This window comes from Sphingobacterium sp. HMA12, from assembly GCF_002933815.1.
GTDB lineage: Bacteria > Bacteroidota > Bacteroidia > Sphingobacteriales > Sphingobacteriaceae > Sphingobacterium.
On the sequence record NZ_BEYR01000001.1, the window covers coordinates 489,735 to 509,943 of the forward strand.

General features: G+C 40.2%; 17 protein-coding genes. 12 read left to right on the forward strand and 5 right to left on the reverse strand.

Annotated elements, in window-relative coordinates:
* Positions 1–203: 203 nt before the first annotated feature.
* From HMAT_RS01975 to HMAT_RS02025, 10 genes are all read left to right on the forward strand, one after another.
* Positions 204–1,199 carry an SDR family NAD(P)-dependent oxidoreductase gene (locus HMAT_RS01975; RefSeq protein ID WP_104383260.1) on the forward strand — a complete coding sequence of 332 codons (996 nt, stop codon included), beginning with the start codon at positions 204–206 and terminating at the stop codon, positions 1,197–1,199.
* Positions 1,200–1,228: 29 nt separating this feature from the next.
* Positions 1,229–2,038, forward strand: a complete 810-nt coding sequence (locus HMAT_RS01980) for an AraC family transcriptional regulator (protein WP_104381136.1) — start codon at positions 1,229–1,231, stop codon at positions 2,036–2,038.
* 316 nt (positions 2,039–2,354) lie between these two features.
* Positions 2,355–4,007 carry a carboxylesterase/lipase family protein gene (locus tag HMAT_RS01990; RefSeq protein ID WP_104381138.1) on the forward strand — a complete coding sequence of 551 codons (1,653 nt, stop codon included), beginning with the start codon at positions 2,355–2,357 and terminating at the stop codon, positions 4,005–4,007.
* A 263-nt stretch (positions 4,008–4,270) separates the two neighbouring features.
* Positions 4,271–5,404 carry an NAD(P)/FAD-dependent oxidoreductase gene (locus tag HMAT_RS01995; protein WP_104381139.1) on the forward strand — a complete coding sequence of 378 codons (1,134 nt, stop codon included), beginning with the start codon at positions 4,271–4,273 and terminating at the stop codon, positions 5,402–5,404.
* The gene (locus HMAT_RS02000; protein ID WP_104383261.1) at positions 5,395–6,108 is read left to right on the forward strand and encodes a methyltransferase domain-containing protein; all 714 of its coding nucleotides are present in this window, start codon (positions 5,395–5,397) and stop codon (positions 6,106–6,108) included. Before HMAT_RS01995 ends, HMAT_RS02000 begins: the two co-directional genes overlap by 10 nt.
* On the forward strand, positions 6,105–7,157 hold the full coding sequence (locus tag HMAT_RS02005; RefSeq protein ID WP_104383262.1) for a type III polyketide synthase: 1,053 nt from the start codon (positions 6,105–6,107) through the stop codon (positions 7,155–7,157). Before HMAT_RS02000 ends, HMAT_RS02005 begins: the two co-directional genes overlap by 4 nt.
* An 18-nt stretch (positions 7,158–7,175) precedes the next feature.
* Entirely contained in the window at positions 7,176–7,613 is a 438-nt protein-coding gene (locus HMAT_RS02010) for a 3-hydroxyacyl-ACP dehydratase FabZ family protein (protein WP_104381140.1), read from the forward strand.
* Entirely contained in the window at positions 7,610–8,881 is a 1,272-nt protein-coding gene (locus tag HMAT_RS02015; RefSeq protein ID WP_104381141.1) for a beta-ketoacyl synthase, read from the forward strand. Before HMAT_RS02010 ends, HMAT_RS02015 begins: the two co-directional genes overlap by 4 nt.
* 4 nt (positions 8,882–8,885) lie before the next feature.
* On the forward strand, positions 8,886–9,140 hold the full coding sequence (locus HMAT_RS02020) for an acyl carrier protein (protein WP_104381142.1): 255 nt from the start codon (positions 8,886–8,888) through the stop codon (positions 9,138–9,140).
* Positions 9,137–9,643 carry a 4'-phosphopantetheinyl transferase superfamily protein gene (locus HMAT_RS02025; protein WP_104381143.1) on the forward strand — a complete coding sequence of 169 codons (507 nt, stop codon included), beginning with the start codon at positions 9,137–9,139 and terminating at the stop codon, positions 9,641–9,643. The genes HMAT_RS02020 and HMAT_RS02025 overlap by 4 nt, the downstream gene beginning before the upstream one ends.
* 161 nt (positions 9,644–9,804) lie before the next feature.
* On the opposite strand, the gene HMAT_RS02030 is transcribed toward HMAT_RS02025, so the two are convergent.
* The 4 genes from HMAT_RS02030 to HMAT_RS02045 all read right to left on the reverse strand — a co-directional run bounded on the left by HMAT_RS02030 (position 9,805) and on the right by HMAT_RS02045 (position 16,612).
* Positions 9,805–11,400, reverse strand: a complete 1,596-nt coding sequence (locus tag HMAT_RS02030) for a RagB/SusD family nutrient uptake outer membrane protein (protein ID WP_104381144.1) — start codon at positions 11,398–11,400, stop codon at positions 9,805–9,807.
* Positions 11,401–11,410: 10 nt separating this feature from the next.
* On the reverse strand, positions 11,411–14,668 hold the full coding sequence (locus HMAT_RS02035; protein ID WP_199768520.1) for a SusC/RagA family TonB-linked outer membrane protein: 3,258 nt from the start codon (positions 14,666–14,668) through the stop codon (positions 11,411–11,413).
* 147 nt (positions 14,669–14,815) lie between these two features.
* Complete coding sequence (locus tag HMAT_RS02040) at positions 14,816–16,009, reverse strand: FecR family protein (protein WP_104381145.1); 1,194 nt, start codon at positions 16,007–16,009, stop codon at positions 14,816–14,818.
* 90 nt (positions 16,010–16,099) lie between these two features.
* Positions 16,100–16,612, reverse strand: a complete 513-nt coding sequence (locus HMAT_RS02045; RefSeq protein ID WP_104381146.1) for a sigma-70 family RNA polymerase sigma factor — start codon at positions 16,610–16,612, stop codon at positions 16,100–16,102.
* Positions 16,613–17,049: 437 nt separating this feature from the next.
* Between HMAT_RS02045 and HMAT_RS02050 the strand changes: the two genes are divergently transcribed.
* Both HMAT_RS02050 and HMAT_RS02055 read left to right on the forward strand, forming a co-directional pair.
* A complete protein-coding gene (locus tag HMAT_RS02050) occupies positions 17,050–17,577 on the forward strand; it encodes a hypothetical protein (RefSeq protein WP_104381147.1) in 528 nt (175 codons plus the stop codon).
* A gap of 242 nt (positions 17,578–17,819) precedes the next feature.
* Complete coding sequence (locus HMAT_RS02055; RefSeq protein ID WP_104381148.1) at positions 17,820–18,215, forward strand: VOC family protein; 396 nt, start codon at positions 17,820–17,822, stop codon at positions 18,213–18,215.
* 118 nt (positions 18,216–18,333) lie between these two features.
* Here the strand turns inward: HMAT_RS02055 and HMAT_RS02060 are convergent, their stop codons facing one another.
* Positions 18,334–19,920: a discoidin domain-containing protein gene (locus HMAT_RS02060; RefSeq protein ID WP_104381149.1), complete on the reverse strand. Its 1,587-nt coding sequence runs from the start codon at positions 19,918–19,920 to the stop codon at positions 18,334–18,336.
* Positions 19,921–20,209: the final 289 nt, after the last annotated feature.

The window sequence follows — 20,209 nt, forward strand, 5'->3', positions numbered from 1 at the left end:
TAGCTTGCAAGAGGAGCGTATTCTATAATTGGGTACGCTCTTTTCTTGTTTGGTTAGACGTTAAATAAAGTTTTGTGTATATGATCGCTACGGAGATTGTACGAATTTGGTCTTTTGAACAAAACAACTTAGGACGTTTAAACAAAGTCAAGGAGAGATACCATACATATCTTTGCTTCATCAAGAATATAAAATATAAAAAGATGAAACGTAACAATTATCAAGGTGCATTACAGTATCCGATCGGGTCGGGGTTCAATGCCGCTTCCACATCAAGAGATGTCATTCAAGGTATTGATCTCACTGGAAAAATAGCCATTGTAACCGGAGGAAATACAGGCATAGGCCTAGAAACAACCAAAACGCTTGCAGAGGCTGGAGCAACTGTTATCGTGCCAGCAAGAGATGTGGAAAAGGCAAAACGCAATCTGAATGGTGTCGCTAATATTGAAATTGAGGCGATGGACTTAATGGATCCTGCATCTATTGATGCTTTTGCTGAGAAATTTATCCTGTCTGGGCGGCCACTTCATCTGCTAATCAACAATGCTGGGATCATGTGGGTACCACTTCGATGGGATAGTCGTGGTATTGAATCCCAACTTGCGACCAATTATTTGGCACAGTTTCAATTAACAGCTAGACTTTGGACTGCACTTAAACAGGCAAATGGAGCCCGTGTAGTCAACGTATCTTCAGGTGGGCATCAGTTTTCGGATTTTAATTTTGAGGATCCGAACTTTAAAAAACGGGAATACGAAACACTCTTAGGATATGGTCAGTCCAAAACTGCTGTTAATCTATTCTCGCTAGAGTTGGCTGGCAGAGCAAAGCCGTTTAATGTGAACGCTTATTCTTTGTGTCCAGGTGCTGTTGGTGATACTGAACTGGCGAGGGAAGCACCTAACGATCTATTTCAAAAATTAGGTTATACTGATATTGAGGGTAACTTACTACCTGAAGTAGCTAAATTGTTAAAAACCATACCACAGGGAGCTGCAACGACAATCTGGTGTGCCACAAGTCCATTACTCAATGCCCTTAGTGGTGTATACTGTAATAATGTTGAGGTATCCTCTTTGGATACCGATGTTTCAAGTATCGGGGGAGTAAAACCATATTCATTGGATAGGGATAGCGCAAAGCGTTTGTGGAGCGTAACTGAGGAATTAACAGGTATTACATTTAACCTCAAATGATATTTGTAAATTTGAGTCATACAAGCATTATGGATTATCACGTAAACTATATCACACCAGAAATCAAGCTTTCTTGCTATGAAGGGAAGCGGTTTAAAACAGAGGCAGCGTTTAGTGATCATTTGCTTGTATGGCTGATCTCTGGAGAAACGAAAATTATTTTAGCAGATCGAACGATGCTACTTGGAGCTGGGAGTGCCTTTTTAATACCCAGAAATCATTTAGCTACTATTATCAATACGCCGAAAGACGGTCATCCTCATAAGGCGGTAGCGATGCATCTTTCCATTGAGCGGCTTCGACATTTTTATCAGCATAAAGAAGTTAAACAAAAAAGAGTAATGGATAAAATTATCAGTTTTCATCAACATCCTTTTCTGCAAAGTTGTTTGGTATCTCTTATACCATATTTTGATCTGAAGGATCGATTCCCAGACGATATTGCCACCATAAAGATTACAGAAGCCATCAGTATCTTGCGCACGATAGATAACGATATTGATCCGATATTGGCAAATTTTGAAGAACCTTATAAGATCGCACTGGAGGAGTTTATGGAAAAAAATTTTATGTTTAATTTACCTCTGGAAAAATTTAGTTCGCTTAGTGGTAGAAGTCTGACAACTTTCAAACGGGATTTTAATAAAATATTTAATATGACACCGCAACGTTGGTTGACCAAAAAGCGGCTTGAACGGGCATATTATCAGCTAAAGGAAACGCAAAAACGGCCGATCGAAGTTTGTTATGAAACTGGATTTGAGAACCTGTCTCATTTTTCTTACGCATTCAAGAAACATTTTGGTTATCCACCTACCGCGCTTCTTGGTCACATATAAGTGGGCTAAAAGGGGATGAAGATGCGTTTTTCTATCGTTAAAACTTTTAGACTTTTGATTGAAGACTTTTTCAAAGACAAAAAGATAAATAGGGAAATTATGTTGAATATAGCCAAGATGAGATCATTGAAAGATTATGGAATGACGGTGCCAGATAAAATAGAGACATTTGATTTCATAATTTGGCCAATGCCTCCAAGCAAGAGTTTGCTCCATTGGCGCAGTCCTGTGTAAAATATCGAAGACCTGTTTGTTTAATTTTATTTTAGTATTTTAACTGAACGAATACTAAAGCATAAGCTAAGCGAACATTATTATGATAAAGACTTTTTTTACCGTTGCCGCGTTCTTGATTATATCATTTGTTTCTGCTCAACAGCCTCAAGTAAAGGTTGAAGAAGGGCTAATGGAGGGAATTACGTTATCCAGCGGAGTGCAGGCATTTCGTGGAATTCCTTTTGCAAAACCACCTGTTGGCAATTTACGATGGAAAGAACCTCAACCTGCCGATCATTGGACAGGGGTTCGCAAGGTAGATCGCTTTGGAAATTCACCAATGCAGAAACCGATCTATGGGGATATGAGATTTCGTTCTCCGGGTATAAGTGAAGATTGCCTCTACCTGAATATATGGCGACCAAAGACGGAGGGTTCTGGTAAACTTCCTGTTTTAGTTTATTTTTATGGTGGCGGCTTCAATGCCGGTGATGGCTCAGAAAATCGTTACGACGGAGAAAGTTTTGCCAAAGAAGGTATTATTGTCGTTACCGTCAATTACCGTTTGGGTATCTTTGGTTTCTTTGCACATCCCGAACTAACCCGAGAGTCAGCAAAAAATGCATCAGGAAACTATGGTCTCCTAGATCAATATGCAGCATTAGAATGGGTTAAAAAGAATATAGCTGCCTTTGGAGGAAATCCAGATGAGGTTACTATAGGTGGCGAATCGGCAGGAAGCATGTCTGTTTCCGCCCAGATGAGCAGTCCGCTTTCTAAAGGACTATTTAAGCGTGCTATCGGTCAGAGCGGAAGTGTCTTTAATTTAAGATATGGTACCATCTCCCTTGGGGAGCAAGAACAGCAAGGTGTTGCATTTGCTGCCAAAATCAATGCCGACAACCTCGGCCAATTACGTAAAATTCCTGCCGCAGAACTACTTGACCGGGCCAGTGAGCCCGGCGCCTTTATGACACGTCTGATCATCGATGGTTATTTTCTACCCAAATCACCGTTGGAGATATTTGGCGCAGGAGAGCAGTCTAAAGTTCCGCTACTTGCGGGCTGGACGTCTACAGAGGCTCCTTATACCGCCTTCACAGGAAAGTCTTATCCATCATCGGTCAATTATGAAAACGTAGTACGCGAGCAGTTCGGCACCAAAGCTGAAGAAGTACTCAAATTGTATCCCGGTAAAACAGAAGGTGAAGTCATCAAATCGGCGACTGCGCTAGCTAGTGATAATTTCATTGTTTACAGTACATGGAAGTGGCTTGATTTGCAACGAATAAACAGCGGCCAACCTGTTTATGTCTACACCTTTAGCAAAGCACGGCCACCGATGAAAGCAGCTTATAACAATGTGGAGACAGGGCTTGCTGGTGGGATAAGAAAAAAATCTACCACTGCACACAAAGAGAATCTGCCACCGGTCCTCCCGGGAGCGTTCCATGCTAGTGATATTGAATATCTATTGGGAAATCTGAAGAGCAATGATGTTTTTGACTGGACGAAGGATGACTACAAAGCTTCACTACTGGGACAGCGCTACTTCATCAATTTTATTAAGACTGGTAATCCGAATGGGAAAAATCTTGCTGTGTGGCCAAAAACTACAGCAACAGACAAGGTGATGAATATACTTGACCTCAATATCGAAGCGCAGGCATCTCCAGAGAAACTCAGGGACAGATACCTTTTTCTTGATGGTTTATTTGTTGAAAACGAACAAAGATTTCTAAAAAGTCCATAGGCAATTCAGTTAAAGTTCTGTTCGATAAGGGGGGAGCCCTCAGTTTTCTATTTGCAGCAAGATCAAAACTATTTATGGCCATAGCTGTTATCAAAGAAACTTTTCATAAACCAGATTAATAAAAAGTCTTGTGAGCTAACCTGTTGAGCAGGCTTATTTTAGCGTAATTTTTTTGAATCAAAATGGGGCGGCCAATTAGAGACTATGTATGACTTATGAAGATGATATGTTAAAGGCTACCAACGTAAAGCGGATCGTGATGTATGGCAGTAAATCCTGATGTGATAATTATCGGTGGCGGTCTCGCCGGGCTCACGAGTGCATTGCATCTGACCAGGCAAGGATTAAAAGTGACATTAATCGAAAAGCACAGTTATCCTCACCATAAAGTGTGCGGAGAATACCTTTCTAACGAAATTTTACCCTATTTGTGCTGGCTTAATGTAAATATAAATGAATTGCATCCTACCCATATTCAACATCTTAAATTCACGGCGCAAAATGGAAAGTCAGCTCAGGTCAGATTGCCCTTGGGCGGTATCGGCGTAAGTCGGTATTGTTTGGACGATTTCTTATACCACAAAGCAAAAGCAAATGGGTGTGCGATTGTAATCGCCAGCGTTTCAGGAATATCTTTTAGTGACGATATATTTGAAGTTTCAATTCAAGATCAGGTTTTGAGAGCAAAGATTGTTCTTGGTGCCTTTGGAAAACGTTCCAATATTGATCAGGTTTTGGCTCGTGATTTCATGAAAAGGACATCGAAATGGATGGCGGTTAAAGCACATTATTCAGGTGATTTTCCGGACGGCCAAATTGCACTGCATAATTTTCCGGGTGGATACTGCGGTATTTCAAAAGTCGAGCATAACACGATAAATTTATGTTATCTGACAGATGTAGAGATCTTTAAAAAATATAAAAATGTCGTTGATCATCAGAAGAATGTCTTGTCTAAGAATAGCCAGCTCAAATATTTTTTTGATCACAATACTTTACTTTTTGATAAACCGCTGACCATTAGCCAGATTTCATTTGAACAAAAAAAGGTGGTAGAAGATCATATCCTGATGATCGGCGATGCGGCGAGTTTAATTCACCCGTTTTGTGGTAATGGAATGGCTATGGCAATACACAGTGCAAAAATAGCTTCTGAACTTATTGTGGATTATTGTGCGGGCAAAATAACCTCACGTAAAGGGCTGGAAAAACGTTACATCAACCAATGGCGAAAAAATTTTGCAATACGTCTATTTTTCGGGAGAATTTTAGCAAAAGTACTACGATATAAAGTTGGTGTCAGGGTCCTAATGAGGATTGCTGCACTTTTTCCCGCAGTGTTGACATGGATAATCAAACGAACTCACGGAAATATGAAGCAAATAAAATGGGGATAAATACAAAATTTAGAACAGATAAAGAAGAAGTTATGGACGATTTTTCACTTGAAGGTGATGAACTCCGTATTACATTGGACGAAATATCGAAAATAAATCATTTTTTGGGGGGCAACAAGATTACTTTGGATGGTGTCCGGACATTGTTATTAAAAGCCGATATAACCAAAGCACTAAGCATTGTCGACATCGGCTGCGGTAATGGTGAGATGTTACGTATGTTGAGCGATTTTGGTTATATCAATAATATAGATCTTAAAATAGTGGGAATAGATGCCAATCCATTCACTGTTAGCTATGCTCAGGTTTTATCAAAAGATTATCCCAATATTTCATATTTGTGTTGTGATGTGTTTGATAAGAATTTTGAAATGTCAAAGTTTGACATTGCGTTATGTACTCTTACGTTACATCATTTTGATAATAATCAGATCATAAACTTAATAAATATCCTAGTCAAAATTTCAAACATAGGGATAGTAATCAACGATTTGCAGCGGAGCAAAATTGCCTATCGACTTTTTCAAACTATTTGTGTTGTTTTTAAGTTAAACAAGATGACGAAGGAGGATGGACTTATTTCAATATTACGTGGCTTTAAGAAAGATGAGTTTGAGGAATTCTCCAAACAATTGCATTTGAAAAATTATATGATCCAGTGGAAATGGGCATTTCGTTACCAATGGATAATTTCCAATATATGAACGTTAAAATAATAAGTGTTGCTAAGCAACTTCCCAAATATTCCAGTACAACTGCGGAAATACTTCCGCTATTGGATATATGGCTCAATGGCCAGGAGCAACGATTCATAAAAAAAGTAAAGAAACTTTTTGAGGGTTCGGCTGTGGATAGAAGGTATGCTATTATGGATCCGAACGAGGTTTTTACAGCAACATCATTTGAGCAGAAAAATAATATTTACATGCGGGAAGCGATAGTGTTAGGTGAGAAAGCACTCTGCAAGGCGCTCGAGAAGGTAGGGTGGACTCCCCAGTCTCTGGATTATATCATCACCGTCAGCTGTACAGGAATTATGATACCCTCTTTGGATGCATATCTTATCAACAAGATGAAACTCCGACAGGATATTGTCAGGCTGCCAGTTACTGAAATGGGATGTGTTGCTGGAGTTTCCGGTATTATTTACGCCAAAAATTTCTTACGGGCCAATCCCGGAAAACGTGCAGCTGTAATCGCCGTAGAAGCGCCCACAGCAACCTTTCAGCTGTCAGACTTTTCAATGTCCAATATAGTTAGCGCTGCGATATTTGGAGATGGGGCCGCCTGCTGTTTACTTTCATCTCATGAAGCAGATCGAGGACCTGTGATACTTGACCAACAGATGTACCATTTTTATGATGCTGAGGATATTATGGGCTTCAAGCTAACAAATGACGGTATGCAGATGATATTGGATGTTGAGGTCCCTAATGTGATCGCATCGCATTTTGATGCAGTCATACATCCATTTTTGCAGAAGAATAGTTTAGAAATCAAAGACATTAAATATATGATTTTTCATCCTGGAGGTAAAAAGATTGTCGCGACAATAGAGCAGATTTTTGCGGAGTTTGGGAAAGATATTACAGATACCAAAGCCGTTCTGGCCCAGTATGGGAATATGTCAAGTGCTACGGTTCTCTATGTTCTCGAACGTATTATGGAACGTAACCCGCAGGCTGGAGAACTAGGGTTAATGTTGAGTTTTGGCCCGGGTTTCTCAGCGCAGCGAGTTTTATTACAATGGTAACTTTCAAAAAATAAATCGATGGATCTGAATGATATTATTGTGCACTTGCCTTATAGGGAACCATTTTTATTTGTGGATGAATTAGTGCATGTAGATGAAGAAGGTATTATAGGAACTTATACATTCGATGAAAATCTGGATTTTTACAAAGGGCATTTTTACGGTAATCCAATTACTCCGGGTGTTATTTTGACCGAAGTGATGGCTCAGATAGGCCTGGCCTGCTTTGGAATTTATTTGCTCGGTATTGATTTAAACAATGGGACTGCGATGGGATTGACCTCAAGTGAAATACAGTTCTTAAAACCAGTCTATCCTAAAGAAAAGGTTACTGTTATTTCGGATAAAATATATTTTAGGTTTGGTAAGCTCAAGTGCGCTGTCAGAATGAAAAACGAAGCCGGACAGGAGGTTTGTAAAGGGACTTTGTCAGGTATGATGACGAAAGGGATATGAATAGAGTTGTAATAACAGGACTAGGGGTAGTTGCTCCAAACGGAGTAGGAGTAGACGCCTTCTCAACGGCCATAAAAAATGGACTCTCGGGTATAAGGCATGATCCTCTACTCGAAAAGCTAAAATTCTCTTGTCAGATAGCGGGAACACCAACGATATCTGAAGATCTCAAAAGACAGTATTTTACAGATTTGGAACTGAGAGGATTTAATAGTACCGGAATATTGTATGGCGTCATTGCTGGTATGCAAGCATGGGCAGACGCAGAGCTACCAATAGATATTACTTCTGGACCGGATTGGGATAGTGGAACTGTTTTTGGCTCAGGTACCTCAGGTATAGATAAATTTCGTGAGAGCATTTATAAAGTAGACGATCTGCAAACACGGAGGCTAGGGAGTACAGTAGTGGCACAGACGATGAACAGTGGAGTTAGTGCATACCTGGGAGGAAAACTCGGCCTTGGAAATCAAGTAACAACCAATTCATCTGCTTGTGCTACGGGTACGGAAGCCATTCTGATGGCCTTTGACCGCATTTGTTCGGGAAGAGCAAAACGGATGGTAGCAGGAAGTACAGGAGATAGTGGTCCTTATATCTGGGCGGGTTTCGATGCTTTGCGGGTTTGTAGCTCTCAATATAATGAACATCCACAACAAGGGGCCCGGCCAATGAGTGCAACCGCCGGAGGATTTGTCCCCGGTAGTGGAGCGGGGGCTTTACTATTGGAAGATTTGGAAAGCGCCTTGTCGCGTGGGGTAAGGATCTATGCAGAATTGCTCGGAGGCCAGGTAAATTCAGGAGGTCAACGTGGAATGGGGAGCATGACTGCTCCAAACAGCGATGCTGTGCAACGATGCATCATCGATGCGCTTAAAAATACGGGCATTTCTGCTATGGATATTGATGCCATCAACGGGCATCTTACTGCAACAGCCAAGGATGCCCTTGAGATAGAAAATTGGACCAAGGCGCTTGAACGTAGCGGGAAAAACTTTCCTTACATCAATTCGCTCAAAGGCTTGATCGGACATTGCCTCAGCGCGGCGGGTAGTATTGAAAGTGTCGCTACAGTATTGCAGCTGTACGAAGGATTCTTGTTTGGCAATAGCAACTGTAATGACCTACATCCCGATATTGCTGCTCTTATAGATCCGCTGAAAGTACCTCTGAAAACAATCCGCTTGATACCTAATATTGTAGCCAAAGCCAGTTTTGGCTTTGGTGATGTAAATGCCTGCCTAATATTTAAAAAATTTAATAATTAAGTCGATGAACAGAGAAGAACTAATAGCAGTATTAAGGCCTATCATAGCACCATATACTGCAAATGATGACGCTTTTGGGAACCTTAGCGAGAATACTGATTTCATTCGGGACCTCCAGATCAATTCTGCCAATCTGGTTGATATCGTATTGGATATTGAGGAGAAATTTGATATTGTTATTGACAATCCTGATATGGAACGTATGCTCAATATAAAGGCAGCTATCGATATTATAGAAAGCAAACTGCAAATGAAATGATTGGTAACGACGTCATCGATCTGGTGCAATCCCGCAAAGACAGTAATTGGCAACGTAGGGGATTTATTCCGAAATTATTTGGTGCTGATGAACAATTGTTAATAGCAAATAGTTCCGATCCCGAGACTACGCTATGGCTCTTATGGAGTATGAAAGAGGCTGCTTATAAGATATGGAACAGAGAAACCAAGATGCGGAAGTACATGCCTAAAGAACTGGTTTGTACGATATCCCGGCAGTCGAACAGTAATGCTTGTGGCCGGGTTGTTTGTGAAGCGAATACTTACTATACTGAAACGATTTTTGCACCTGATTTTATACATACCATAGCCGTTAGCGTTTTTAGCCATCTGGACTACGTTATTGAGATCGAAAAAAATGAAATTGTCAAAGACAATCTTGGCTTTCCATATATTGCTTTAGCGGGAGGAAAAGAACTATTTTCAGCTTCAGTAAGCAATCATGGTCGTTTTGAAAAAGTAGTTGCTATTTTGCGGATATAAGGGTGTTATGCTTTTTGCCATTTGTCGGAAATGTCCCTCTTTTCGCTTAAGTTGGCTATTCCTACCAAAAGTCCTGTTGGGAAAAAGAAAAATGCGAAAGCGACATTCCATAAGGAATGCTGCTTTCGCAATATCGGACAAAAGAATGCCGTTGTATTTGGTTAATAACCTGGGTTTTGCACCAAGTTGGGCTCCACCTGAAAACTACTTTCGTGAAACGGCCACAAGTACTGATGGTTTAAGAACTTTCTGTCCTCAATTTTGAGTATTTCGGATTGTCCACCACCATTCAGACGCATATGACCGAGAGCGGGTTGATTAAGGACTGTTTCTGCTGTTTTCCATCGCAAGATATCGCTATAACGTAATCCTTCGCCAGCAAATTCCGTTCTCCTTTCGTTGCGGATGAGGGCTATCCATTCCTGTTGTGATTTTTCCGTTAAATTGACATCAGCAACGGTCATATCGAGTCCGGCTCTTTTACGAATCTGGTTGATACAACTTTTAGAAAGTTCATCTATATCATTCAACATGATCTTTGCTTCGGCATAGGTTAACAGGACTTCGGCATAGCGGGCCAAGGGAAAATGCATATTTCCGCCGGTGCGAAACGCGTCGGCTTGGTCCACAAATTTCTTGAACCAGTATCCCGATCTACTGCTACGTAGGTTTTGATAATAAAAAGCACTTTTTTCATCATAGATATCTATTTTTTCATTATTGAAGAGATCGCCATGACCAAATACACTGGCTTCATACCGTGGGTCACGGTTTAATTTTGGATTAAGTTCATATTCTTGTTTGGTATGTAGCGGACATTTATCAATTGGTCGGCCCTGTAACGTCCAATAACTATCCACGAGCGCTTTTAATGGGACAACATAGGATTGGCCATTTCCGGTTCGGTATTGTGGAGCCAGATGCTGAAATGATGCCGTTGCTGAATTGTTATGGCTCTCCATATCAAACTTGATAATAAATTCTTTGTTGGTTTTATCTGCTTGATAATTAAATAAATTGGCGTATTGGGGATGTAGTTGATACTTTCCGCTATCCATAATCTCCTTGGCAAGTCTTGCCGCTAGTTCGTACCTTCCATTATAGAGTGCGTAGCGCATGACCAATGTTTTAAAGGAATACTTGTTGAACATATATGCGTTTGTGGTACCTTCATTTTCTGGAAGTCTATTGGCAACATCTTCACTCATTTCAAAGAGCTTGTTAAGGATTTCGGCTTTAGGTGTCACCGGCGGGGTTGCTTCCTCCAGTTTGACAGGAGTGAGCACAAAGGGGACGTTACCCCAGAATTCTGTAATCCTGAAGTAATGCCAGATGCGCAAACCTTCGAGAATTGCTTTATACCGTTGCCGCGTAGATTCATTTTCGACATAGGGTACATCAACATTTGCCAGGTAGGTGTTAATGCGTCCTATATGCTGATTGTGTAAATTCCAGTAATAAACAGCTAATGCAGAGTTACTGGTCATATTGCCGTTGGCGATAATCATGTGGTGATCTGTCTCAATTCGGGCATAAGCATTGTCGGAACGACCTTCAGTCATGTAAAAGAGAAGGCGGCGTTCACCGGGCCCCATAAAAGCATCCAAATAACTGCTGTAGACGACGCGACGCAAATCTTCCTCTGTGTTAAAAAACTCATCAAAAGAAGTTGCTGTTGGATCTCGTTTATCAAGAAATTTTTCGCAGCTACTGAGGGTTGCCAAAGCTATTATCAGGGTAATAATTTTCTTTTTCATTGTTATGATATTAAAAAATACTCGCACTTATTCCAAAACTGTATGTTGCCATCCGCGGATAATTTCCATTACCGCTGCCGATCCGCTCAGGGTCCAGACCTTCCCACTTTGTTATGGTAAATACATCCTGCGCGTTTACATAAATCCGTAAGTTTTTAACACTTTTGCCAATGGACGGAAAAGTGTAGCCGAGTTGAAGTGATTTAACACGAAAAAAGGCCGCATTGCTGAGCCATACATTACTCAAAAGGGTATTGGGCGTCGAGCCTGTCCAGAGGCGCGGGAAGCGGCTATTTGGATTCTCTGGGCTCCAATGGTCGGCAACATATTCAACACGTGGTGCACCCAGGTCATTACTGTTTCCATCGACATAAACAGGATAAGCTTCCTGACCGGCTAGTCGGCCAGTTCTTTTGCCCACACCTTGCCCTAGCGCTGAAAAATCCCAGCGTTTATAATGCAGGTCCATATTGATGGCGTAATTGTAATAGGGAAGTGGATCCGCGAGATAAACGCGGTCATTGTCATTGATTAAACCATCTTGATTTTGGTCTACATAGCGGATATCACCAGGCCTAGAATTGGGCATTTTCGCTGCGGTTTCATCAATTTCTTGTTGACTCTGAAAATAACCATTTGATTGAAAACCGTAATAGTTATTGATCGGGATCCCTTTATACCATATCTGGTCATTGTTGCCTTTGAAAATCAAGCGGTCATTTTCATTATAGCCAGCCTTAAGTATGCGGTTACGATTGTTAAATAGCATGGCACCGACTTTATAGGAGAAATCATCTTTCTTGTCAGACCAGTTTACCGAGACTTCCCAGCCATCGTTCTCTACCGCACCAATATTTACTGCGGATACTAAGGTATATGAACCCGTTAGCGGCGGGACAGCAAATTGATCGTAGATTAAATCATACGAATTCTTATGGTATACCTCTGCTGTAAGAGAAAGTCTATTTTTGAGCGCATTCATATCGAGGCCAAGATTCCATTGTTTTTGTTTCTCCCAGGAAAAATTAGAATTAGGGACGCGCATCGTCCATCCCCAGGTATTGACAGATTCCTGCCATAAATAAGGCGCTACATTTTCATTACCAATCAACCCGTACGACGCACGAATCTTAATATTGCTGATCGCCTCGGATTCGAGAATAGGTTTGAAAAAGCGTTCATTATGTAAATTCCAGGCAAAAGCTCCCGATGGAAAGAATCCCCAGCGACGGCCCGGTGCAAATTTACTGCTTCCATCCGATCGACCTGTTAATTCAAATATATAACGGTTGTCAAATGAATAATTCAGTTTACCAAAAAAAGAAGCCTTGCTAATTTCTCTAAAATCGGTGAAGGTATAGCTCATGATCTCAGAACCGGCAGTGAGGTAGATTTTGTCTTTATCCTGACGTAGCTCTTTGTTATAATTTACCAATGCCCGTGCAGTCAGCTGGCTCTCACTTACTCCTTGTGAAGCATTCACATCATTTCCCCATATGGTGATCGGAGCCCCTTTTTCATCAAAGAATTTGTAGGTTAATCGCTTTTGTTTGTCAGCAGATTTGTTGATCATGTATGACACGTTTCCTTCAATATTTAGATTGCTGTTGATATTGTATTTAGGGCGAAGATTAATGGTACTGCGGTCATGCATATAGTTTTTGGTTCCCCCATGTTTAATCGAAGCGATAGGGTTAATGTTGTTATGGAGAATGAAAGGCTCAGGTCTGTCAGCATCATAATAAATCTGTTGTGTTGAATTCAGGCGCCAAGCTTGTTGATAGAGTCCGTGACCATCGTCGTTTGCCATGAGACGGTCTACTTGCAAGCGATGGGCATAGAAGTCAGCCATGAGGACGAATTTATCAGCAATATTGATGTTGGTATTGAAGCGCGCCGAAAATTTTTGTGTTCCCTCAATGTTATTAAGTCCATTTTCCTTAATATGGCCCAACATAAGGTTGAAGGTTCCCACGCCGCCACCACCGGAAATACTGGCGTTGTTGTTAATTGCTGTGGAAGTTCGTTCCATTACTTCGTCCAGCCAATTGACCTCTTTTATTTTTCCGCTGGCATATTGTTCAATTGTTTCATCCGAATAGATCGCAGGTTGTCCTTGTTGGATCAGTGTTTCGTTTCGCAATTTCATAAAATCAACTGCCCCTACAAATTCTGGAAGATCTATCGGTTTGTTTATGGCATACCAGTTGTTTGTAAAAACCTTGAATTGGCCAGTTTGCCCACGTTCTGTTTCGATGATAATAACGCCATTGGCGCCACGTGAGCCATACATAGACGCTGAAGCTGCATCTTTAAGTACGGTAATACTTTTTACCTGGTTAGGATCGATATCGTGAATACTCTGTTCCATTCCATCTACGATGACCAGAGGATCGGCGTTTTGTAAAGTGCTGATACCACGAATAGAAATCGTACCTGGGACACTGCCGGGAAGACTATTCCCCCGCATCATCGTAACACCGGGAATTGTTCCCGAAAAAGCATCCTGCATTTTATAAATGGGCCGATTTTTTACTTTTTCCATATCCATTTGGGATACGGAGGAAGCCAGGTGCTTTTTATCGACCTCTGAAAACCCGACCACCACAACTTCCTCAAGCCCGACTTCGTCGTTGTCCATGACGATATTGAGCTCAGTTTTGTTGTTGATGGGGAGTTCAAGCTGTTTAAAGCCCACGGCGCTGAAGATCAATGTGCCCTTATTCCCGTCTGGAAGGGAAAGCTGAAATTCACCCCTGGCATTTGTCGAAGTTCCTATGTTTGTCCCTTTGAGCAAAATGCTGACTGCACTTAATAGATTCCCTTTTGTGTCATGTATTTTCCCTCTAATGGATCGTTGCTGATATAGGATTTCGCTGCCTGACCGATCATCAGGGGCATCGTCCTGTTTCCTTTTTATGACAACGGTGCCACGATGTACCATGTAATAAAAGGCACTATTTTTAAAGAGCTGATCAAGTGTTTTATTCAGGGTTGCATCTGTTATATCAAGATTTGCTTTTTCGTTGTTCAGTAAGCCCTCCATAAAGATAAAACGCACCCCTGTCTGTTTGGTGATGTTTTTGAGGACGGTTTCGATTTTGGCATTTTTGGCGTGCAGTGTAATCTGAGCAGAGCTTGAAGCGTAGGCACCCATCATGGATGTTGCCAATAATATTCCTGTCAGTTTCATTTTGATTAGATTGTTCAAAAATTTTCCCTTATCTATAGGACAAAGAATTCCTTTTGAATAAAATAAATTATTCATAATTTGGTAGAGAATTAATAGTTTACGATCAGTTGTTAATTCAATCAGATGCAGGAGTATTGGAGTACTTCTGCATTCTTTTTCATACAATATTTAGGTATTTATTTTCTTACATATTTTAAGCCCTCCTTTTCTTGGTTAGATAGTTTATTTATTTTTGTCGGCCAGTTTATTAACGATTAATTTTTCTTTGTCGATTGTCAACTGATAACCGGTCAGGTCTTTCAGTAGATTACAGACCTCTGCAAGCGTCACATCTCTTTTTATTCCACCTTTGTAACGTCTTTTGTCCAATGAAACGTTGGAGTCAATTTTGATACCATACCATCGACTCAACTCATCTAGAATCTGTTGCATACTCTTATTTTCGAAATAGAAATAACCATCCCTCCATGCCGTAGCCTCTTCCATATCTGGTATCGGAAAGGCCACCAATTGACTGTTAATCATTTTTACTCCATTTCCGGCATCTATAAAAATCTCTTTTTTCTGTCCATTGACTTTTAGTCGTCCCTCTGTTAGTAAAACTTTTGCGTTAGGTTTATAGGAATTGATGTCAAAGGCTGTTCCTATAGCTTGGATACTAAGGTCATTGGCTTCTACCACGAATGGACGTTTTGTGTCCTTGGCAACTTCAAAATAGGCTTCACCCTTTAATCTTACTTTTCGTTGATTTTTCTCGAAATTGGCATTATAGGTCAATTCCGATTCCGAATTCACCCATACCCGTGTACCATCACTTAGTGTTAGTGCTATAGTAGATCTCTTGGGCACAATTAACGTGTGTATCGGATTAGACTCTTCAGTTTTGAGCCGTGAGTACAGCAATTTACCATTTTTTAATTCAATCCCCTGAGGAAGATTTCCGTCAACTTGTTTATTCACTAAGTTAATTTCGTCTGCTCCTTTAATCTTGAGGATAGCACCGTTTTCTCCGGGAAGAACATCATTTTTTTGTCCGTAGACCTTGTCCGGAATAAGATAATTGACAGGTTTTAAATAAGATTTCCAGATCCAGACAAAAGTAAAGAGCAATAATAGCGTGGCAGCAATTCCGGTAGCCGTTTTCCAGTTTCCATTAAACCGACGATAATTTCGAGCAGTTTCTCGTTCATTGTATTTGGCTTTTAAAATTTCCCACTCCTGATCCAAGTCAGTGGTACGTAAATCAAATGGAACATGAATATCTGTATGGGCAAGCCGATTGCGCAAACTATCCTTTGCATCGGGATATTTTTCCAGCAAACGTATTAGTTCATTCTCTTGTGCAGCAGGTAGTTGTCCGTCTTTCAGGAGTGATGAAGCTAATTGAGCCAATACTATTTTATCGGTTTCTATCATAATTCAATAACTAAATAACTTGGGGAATCAAAAAGGGTGACTCTGAATGAAAAAAAATATTTTTTTTAAAAATAGGGGGACGAATGATTCTTAAAATAAAAGAAAGTTCAATACTAAATTCAAGAATTTGGTTTTCAAAAGGTTTATTGCACGCATACGCTGAGTTTTTACGGTGTTGACGGAAATATCCAATTCCTGTGCGACCTCATCATATTTCATACCATCCAAATAGATTAAACGGCAGATCCGCTGACAGCCCTCAGGCAATTGATCGAGTTCACGATATAATGCACCAATCAGTTCGGCATTGATAAGATCGTCCAAGATATTCCTATTGTCAGACTCCGTTATGGTGATGGCGTCCCGTATCTTATCAAATACTCTATCTCGCCGTTTGGCATTCATTGCCATATTTTTTACTGAGGTGTAGAGAAAGCTTTTGATAACAGGTTCTCCCTTCTCCAACAGCTCCGGTCTATCCATCAGGACAATAAAAGCATCTTGTACAATATCCTTAGCTATTTCCTCCGAGTTGACCCATGGAAAGGCAAATGTACAGAGCTGTAGAAAATATGTTTTGAAATAATATTCGATAGATAACATTACCTAGCTATTTTTTTAAAATATAGCTATTATACAAAAATATTGGAAACAATGCGTGTATTTTATATAAAGCAACCTTAGGTGCGTTTTTGTCAATAAGTGAAGAAATGCCTGCTGTTAAAGTTCGGCTTCTAATAGTTTTTCTGTGCAGCTGAATGTTTTTTTTATCGTATTAGCTTCCCGACTGTAACAAATAAATGGATTAATGCCGGTTTTTAATACCATGAATTTTTCATTTGCATAACAGTGTCTTATTCTCCGATTCATCACGATCTGGAGACCCCTTCGGTTCTTATTTTGTTGATTGAATTCGGCTTAATTAACCGCCTAAAAATCAATGATCAATTTTAAGCCAAAATCACAAAATCGTTATTTTCAGGGATATTTTAATAGGGTACCTTTCACTATTTTTGATTTGCATAATTAAAAATAGCGGCATGAAACAGTTCACGATTTTAATTTCCTTTGTAGCACTGACCGGCTGTAAAATCAATACGCAGAGATTGCAGGTTTCTGCTATTCAAACTGAACCAAAACGAATGATAAAAGTGAATCCTGAAACTGGTACAACATATACTTTCACAAGCCGTAGTAGAGTTACAAAGCGGCTTCCGTACCAAATTTTTATGCTTTCCAAAACTGCTGAAAAGCTCAAATTTCGGATACAGGGAAATATTTATTCGAGTGGACATCACATCAACAGGATCAGGAAAATTCGATTTGAAAAAGGAAAACAGCTTGGAAATGCCATCACGCTGCGCTATTTTGTTGAACTTCAAAGAAAGCCCGGTAAAGAAAATGTAAATGTGGAGGGCTATAACTATACGAAAGATGAAATCTACGAGATACCGCATGATGTCAAAATAATAAAAATTGAATTGTACGAAGATCGCTTGAATGATCACGGTCCGGCCAATCCAACGCTGATGACTCAGCAGCGCTTTGATTTTTTTGCGAAAATATAAAAGCATAAAAAATGATCTTATTAAATTAGTAAGACAGAATAAATGATTACAGGATCTAATCTAAATCATGAGGCTCGCTAAAGGGGTAAGACCGAATCTAATTATAAAGCCATTAGAAGGGAAGCGGTACTAAATCTCAAAGCCGGATAAGGAAAAATGAAGTCGTCGTGCAAACTTGCCACAGGACAATTTTTAAGCGGTGGAAATCCACTAACTTTATTTTGTACAAAAAATAAAATACGATGAAACCTAAAATGATATGGGCGAATTTGGCCGTGGCCAATCTAGAACGCACGCAAAAATTTTATAAAGTATTGGGATTTAAAGCTAATGATCTGCATACTTCAAGTCAGTTGGTGAGCTTCTTTTTTGGTGAAAATGATTTTGTGATCCACTTTTTTTTAAAGAATATAATCGAATCAAATTTAAAAGAATTAACCTTCGGTGATCCGAAAATAAGTAATGAAATCATCTTTACACTTTCGGCGGAGAGCAATACTCAGGTCGATCAATGGGCTGAAGAAGTTGAAAACGCTGGCGGAACAATTATTTCTAAACCGATAGGTTTTGGGAACAGTTATTATGGTTTTGTCTTTGCCGACCCCGACGGGCATAAATTCAATGTTTTCAAAATGTAGCGGACGTCTGCGGCTGTACTGGTTTAAACTGGCACAGGTTAGGAAATATAGGTTTAAATCAAAGACAAAGCGCTGCCATAGTTAATTAGCAGCGTTTTGTGCTTTACTTTACTGCTAACTAATTAGAAAATACTCCAAAGTCAGCAAGGTGTGAATAAAAGAAATCACCCCAGGAATTCACAGATTCTACTTTAAGATAACGGGTACTGATCGTTGCATCCAGATTAACATTTATCCAGGAACCGGAGACTTTGCTTAATTGAGCAGATTTAATTAAATTCCAGCTTGTACCATTTGTGCTGGTATAAATATTAATATCTTTCATTGCTCCATTCAAATTGTCTCGGTTTCGAAAAGCAAGTCCTTTTACAGTACGTAAAGCACCCATATTCACCGAGAAGAAATGCGGCTGCGGGGTTTGGGCCGAAGACCATGGTGTATGCCAAATTGTACTTCTATTCATATCAAGTACATTACTTGCCGGTGCGCCAGATTCGTTGCTGTCGCTCCCGACAATTGACCAGCCTGTTGTCGGAAGCAGTTTATGGGTTACAACTTTGCTGAGATCAGGAACATTGTTGACGAAGTTATAAGCATAACCCAAAGTAGAACGGCTACCATTGACATGCATAAAGCCAATCCGCATCTCATAGTTTCCGGTCAGATCATAGAAGTCTGCCAGTGGACATTCAAACCTGAAACTATCTTGACCGATAATTTTGGTCGCCCATTGTACTGCATCGTAGTCGTTATTGCCGCCAAAAGGCTCGCGGTCATGCCAGACGACAATATCAGAGACAGGCTTGGTAGTAGTGAATTTTCCGGAGAGAATAATCTTGTCATTGCTGAAACTTGATGAGAGGGAAGTGATCTCCGCAGATGCAGCACTATACCAGTCATTTCGGGTTACTGTACTGAATACCTGGCTGTTATTAAAGGTTGCAGCCGTGGTTGCAGTCAATGAAGTAGGAGAGATCCCATAGGTTGAATTACCAGATCCCATCAATGCCGTTCCCAGAGTTGGCGCCAATGTCTTGTTCATCCGGTTATGACTAGCGTTTAAGCCATGTCCGAGTTCATGGATCATTCCACCTATCCAAACTGTCGCTTTCCAGCCGATATCACCACCTATTCCTAGGTTTTTAGCATCTAAATTTAAGTAATCCAATGCATAACAGGTGGTTCCGGTTCCATAGAACGGGGGGCCTCCGGGATTGGCCGGATCAGTATTATAAGTAGGGATGATAATCAGATTGTGTTCACTCTTTTTGGCAGCAGGGTTCTGAGCGAAATAGCTGTCTACCTCAGATTTTACAGCACCGCTTCCTCCCGAATAAGGATAGTTTGCCTGCCCAAATTTTCCGGCGATGTAATGGATATTGATTAATGTGTCGTTTGTCAGATCCAATCCAAAAGATTTTCGACCAAAACCTTCCCGATTCATGTTAATGGCAAACATTTCCTGTGCATCCAGGAGGATTCGACTGATCCGTTTTCTAAAATTGGGAATTGAATCAACATCATTGGGTACAAAATAAATAACATTCAGTTTGTACGGATTCTCACGCCATTCGTTCGTAATTGATGTGTTGGATGCTTTTAGTTTTAGATTTTCGCTGTTTTCATCAGTTGAAACAAGCGTCTTATTACAGGACGCTGCACCCAGGGCCAGGGTGGCAATCAATAAATTTAAAAGTTTTCTCATAACGGTTTATATTGTGTTGTCCTGAATATATACCATCGCTCCGATTAATTGGAAAAAATATTACACTTTTATCATATATTGTTTAGTCAATCGATTGATAAATAAGTTTTGATAATTGTTTTGTAACATTTATTAATTCAATTGATAAAAAATAAGCTAGATGTTTTTGGACTAACTTCATGCCGTTGTCTTCGAAACCGCTAGCGCTTAGCAATTTCATCCATTCTGGCGATCGGGATCGAGTGATTCTCGTCGATCAAAACGCATCGGACTGTTTTTGAGTTAATCA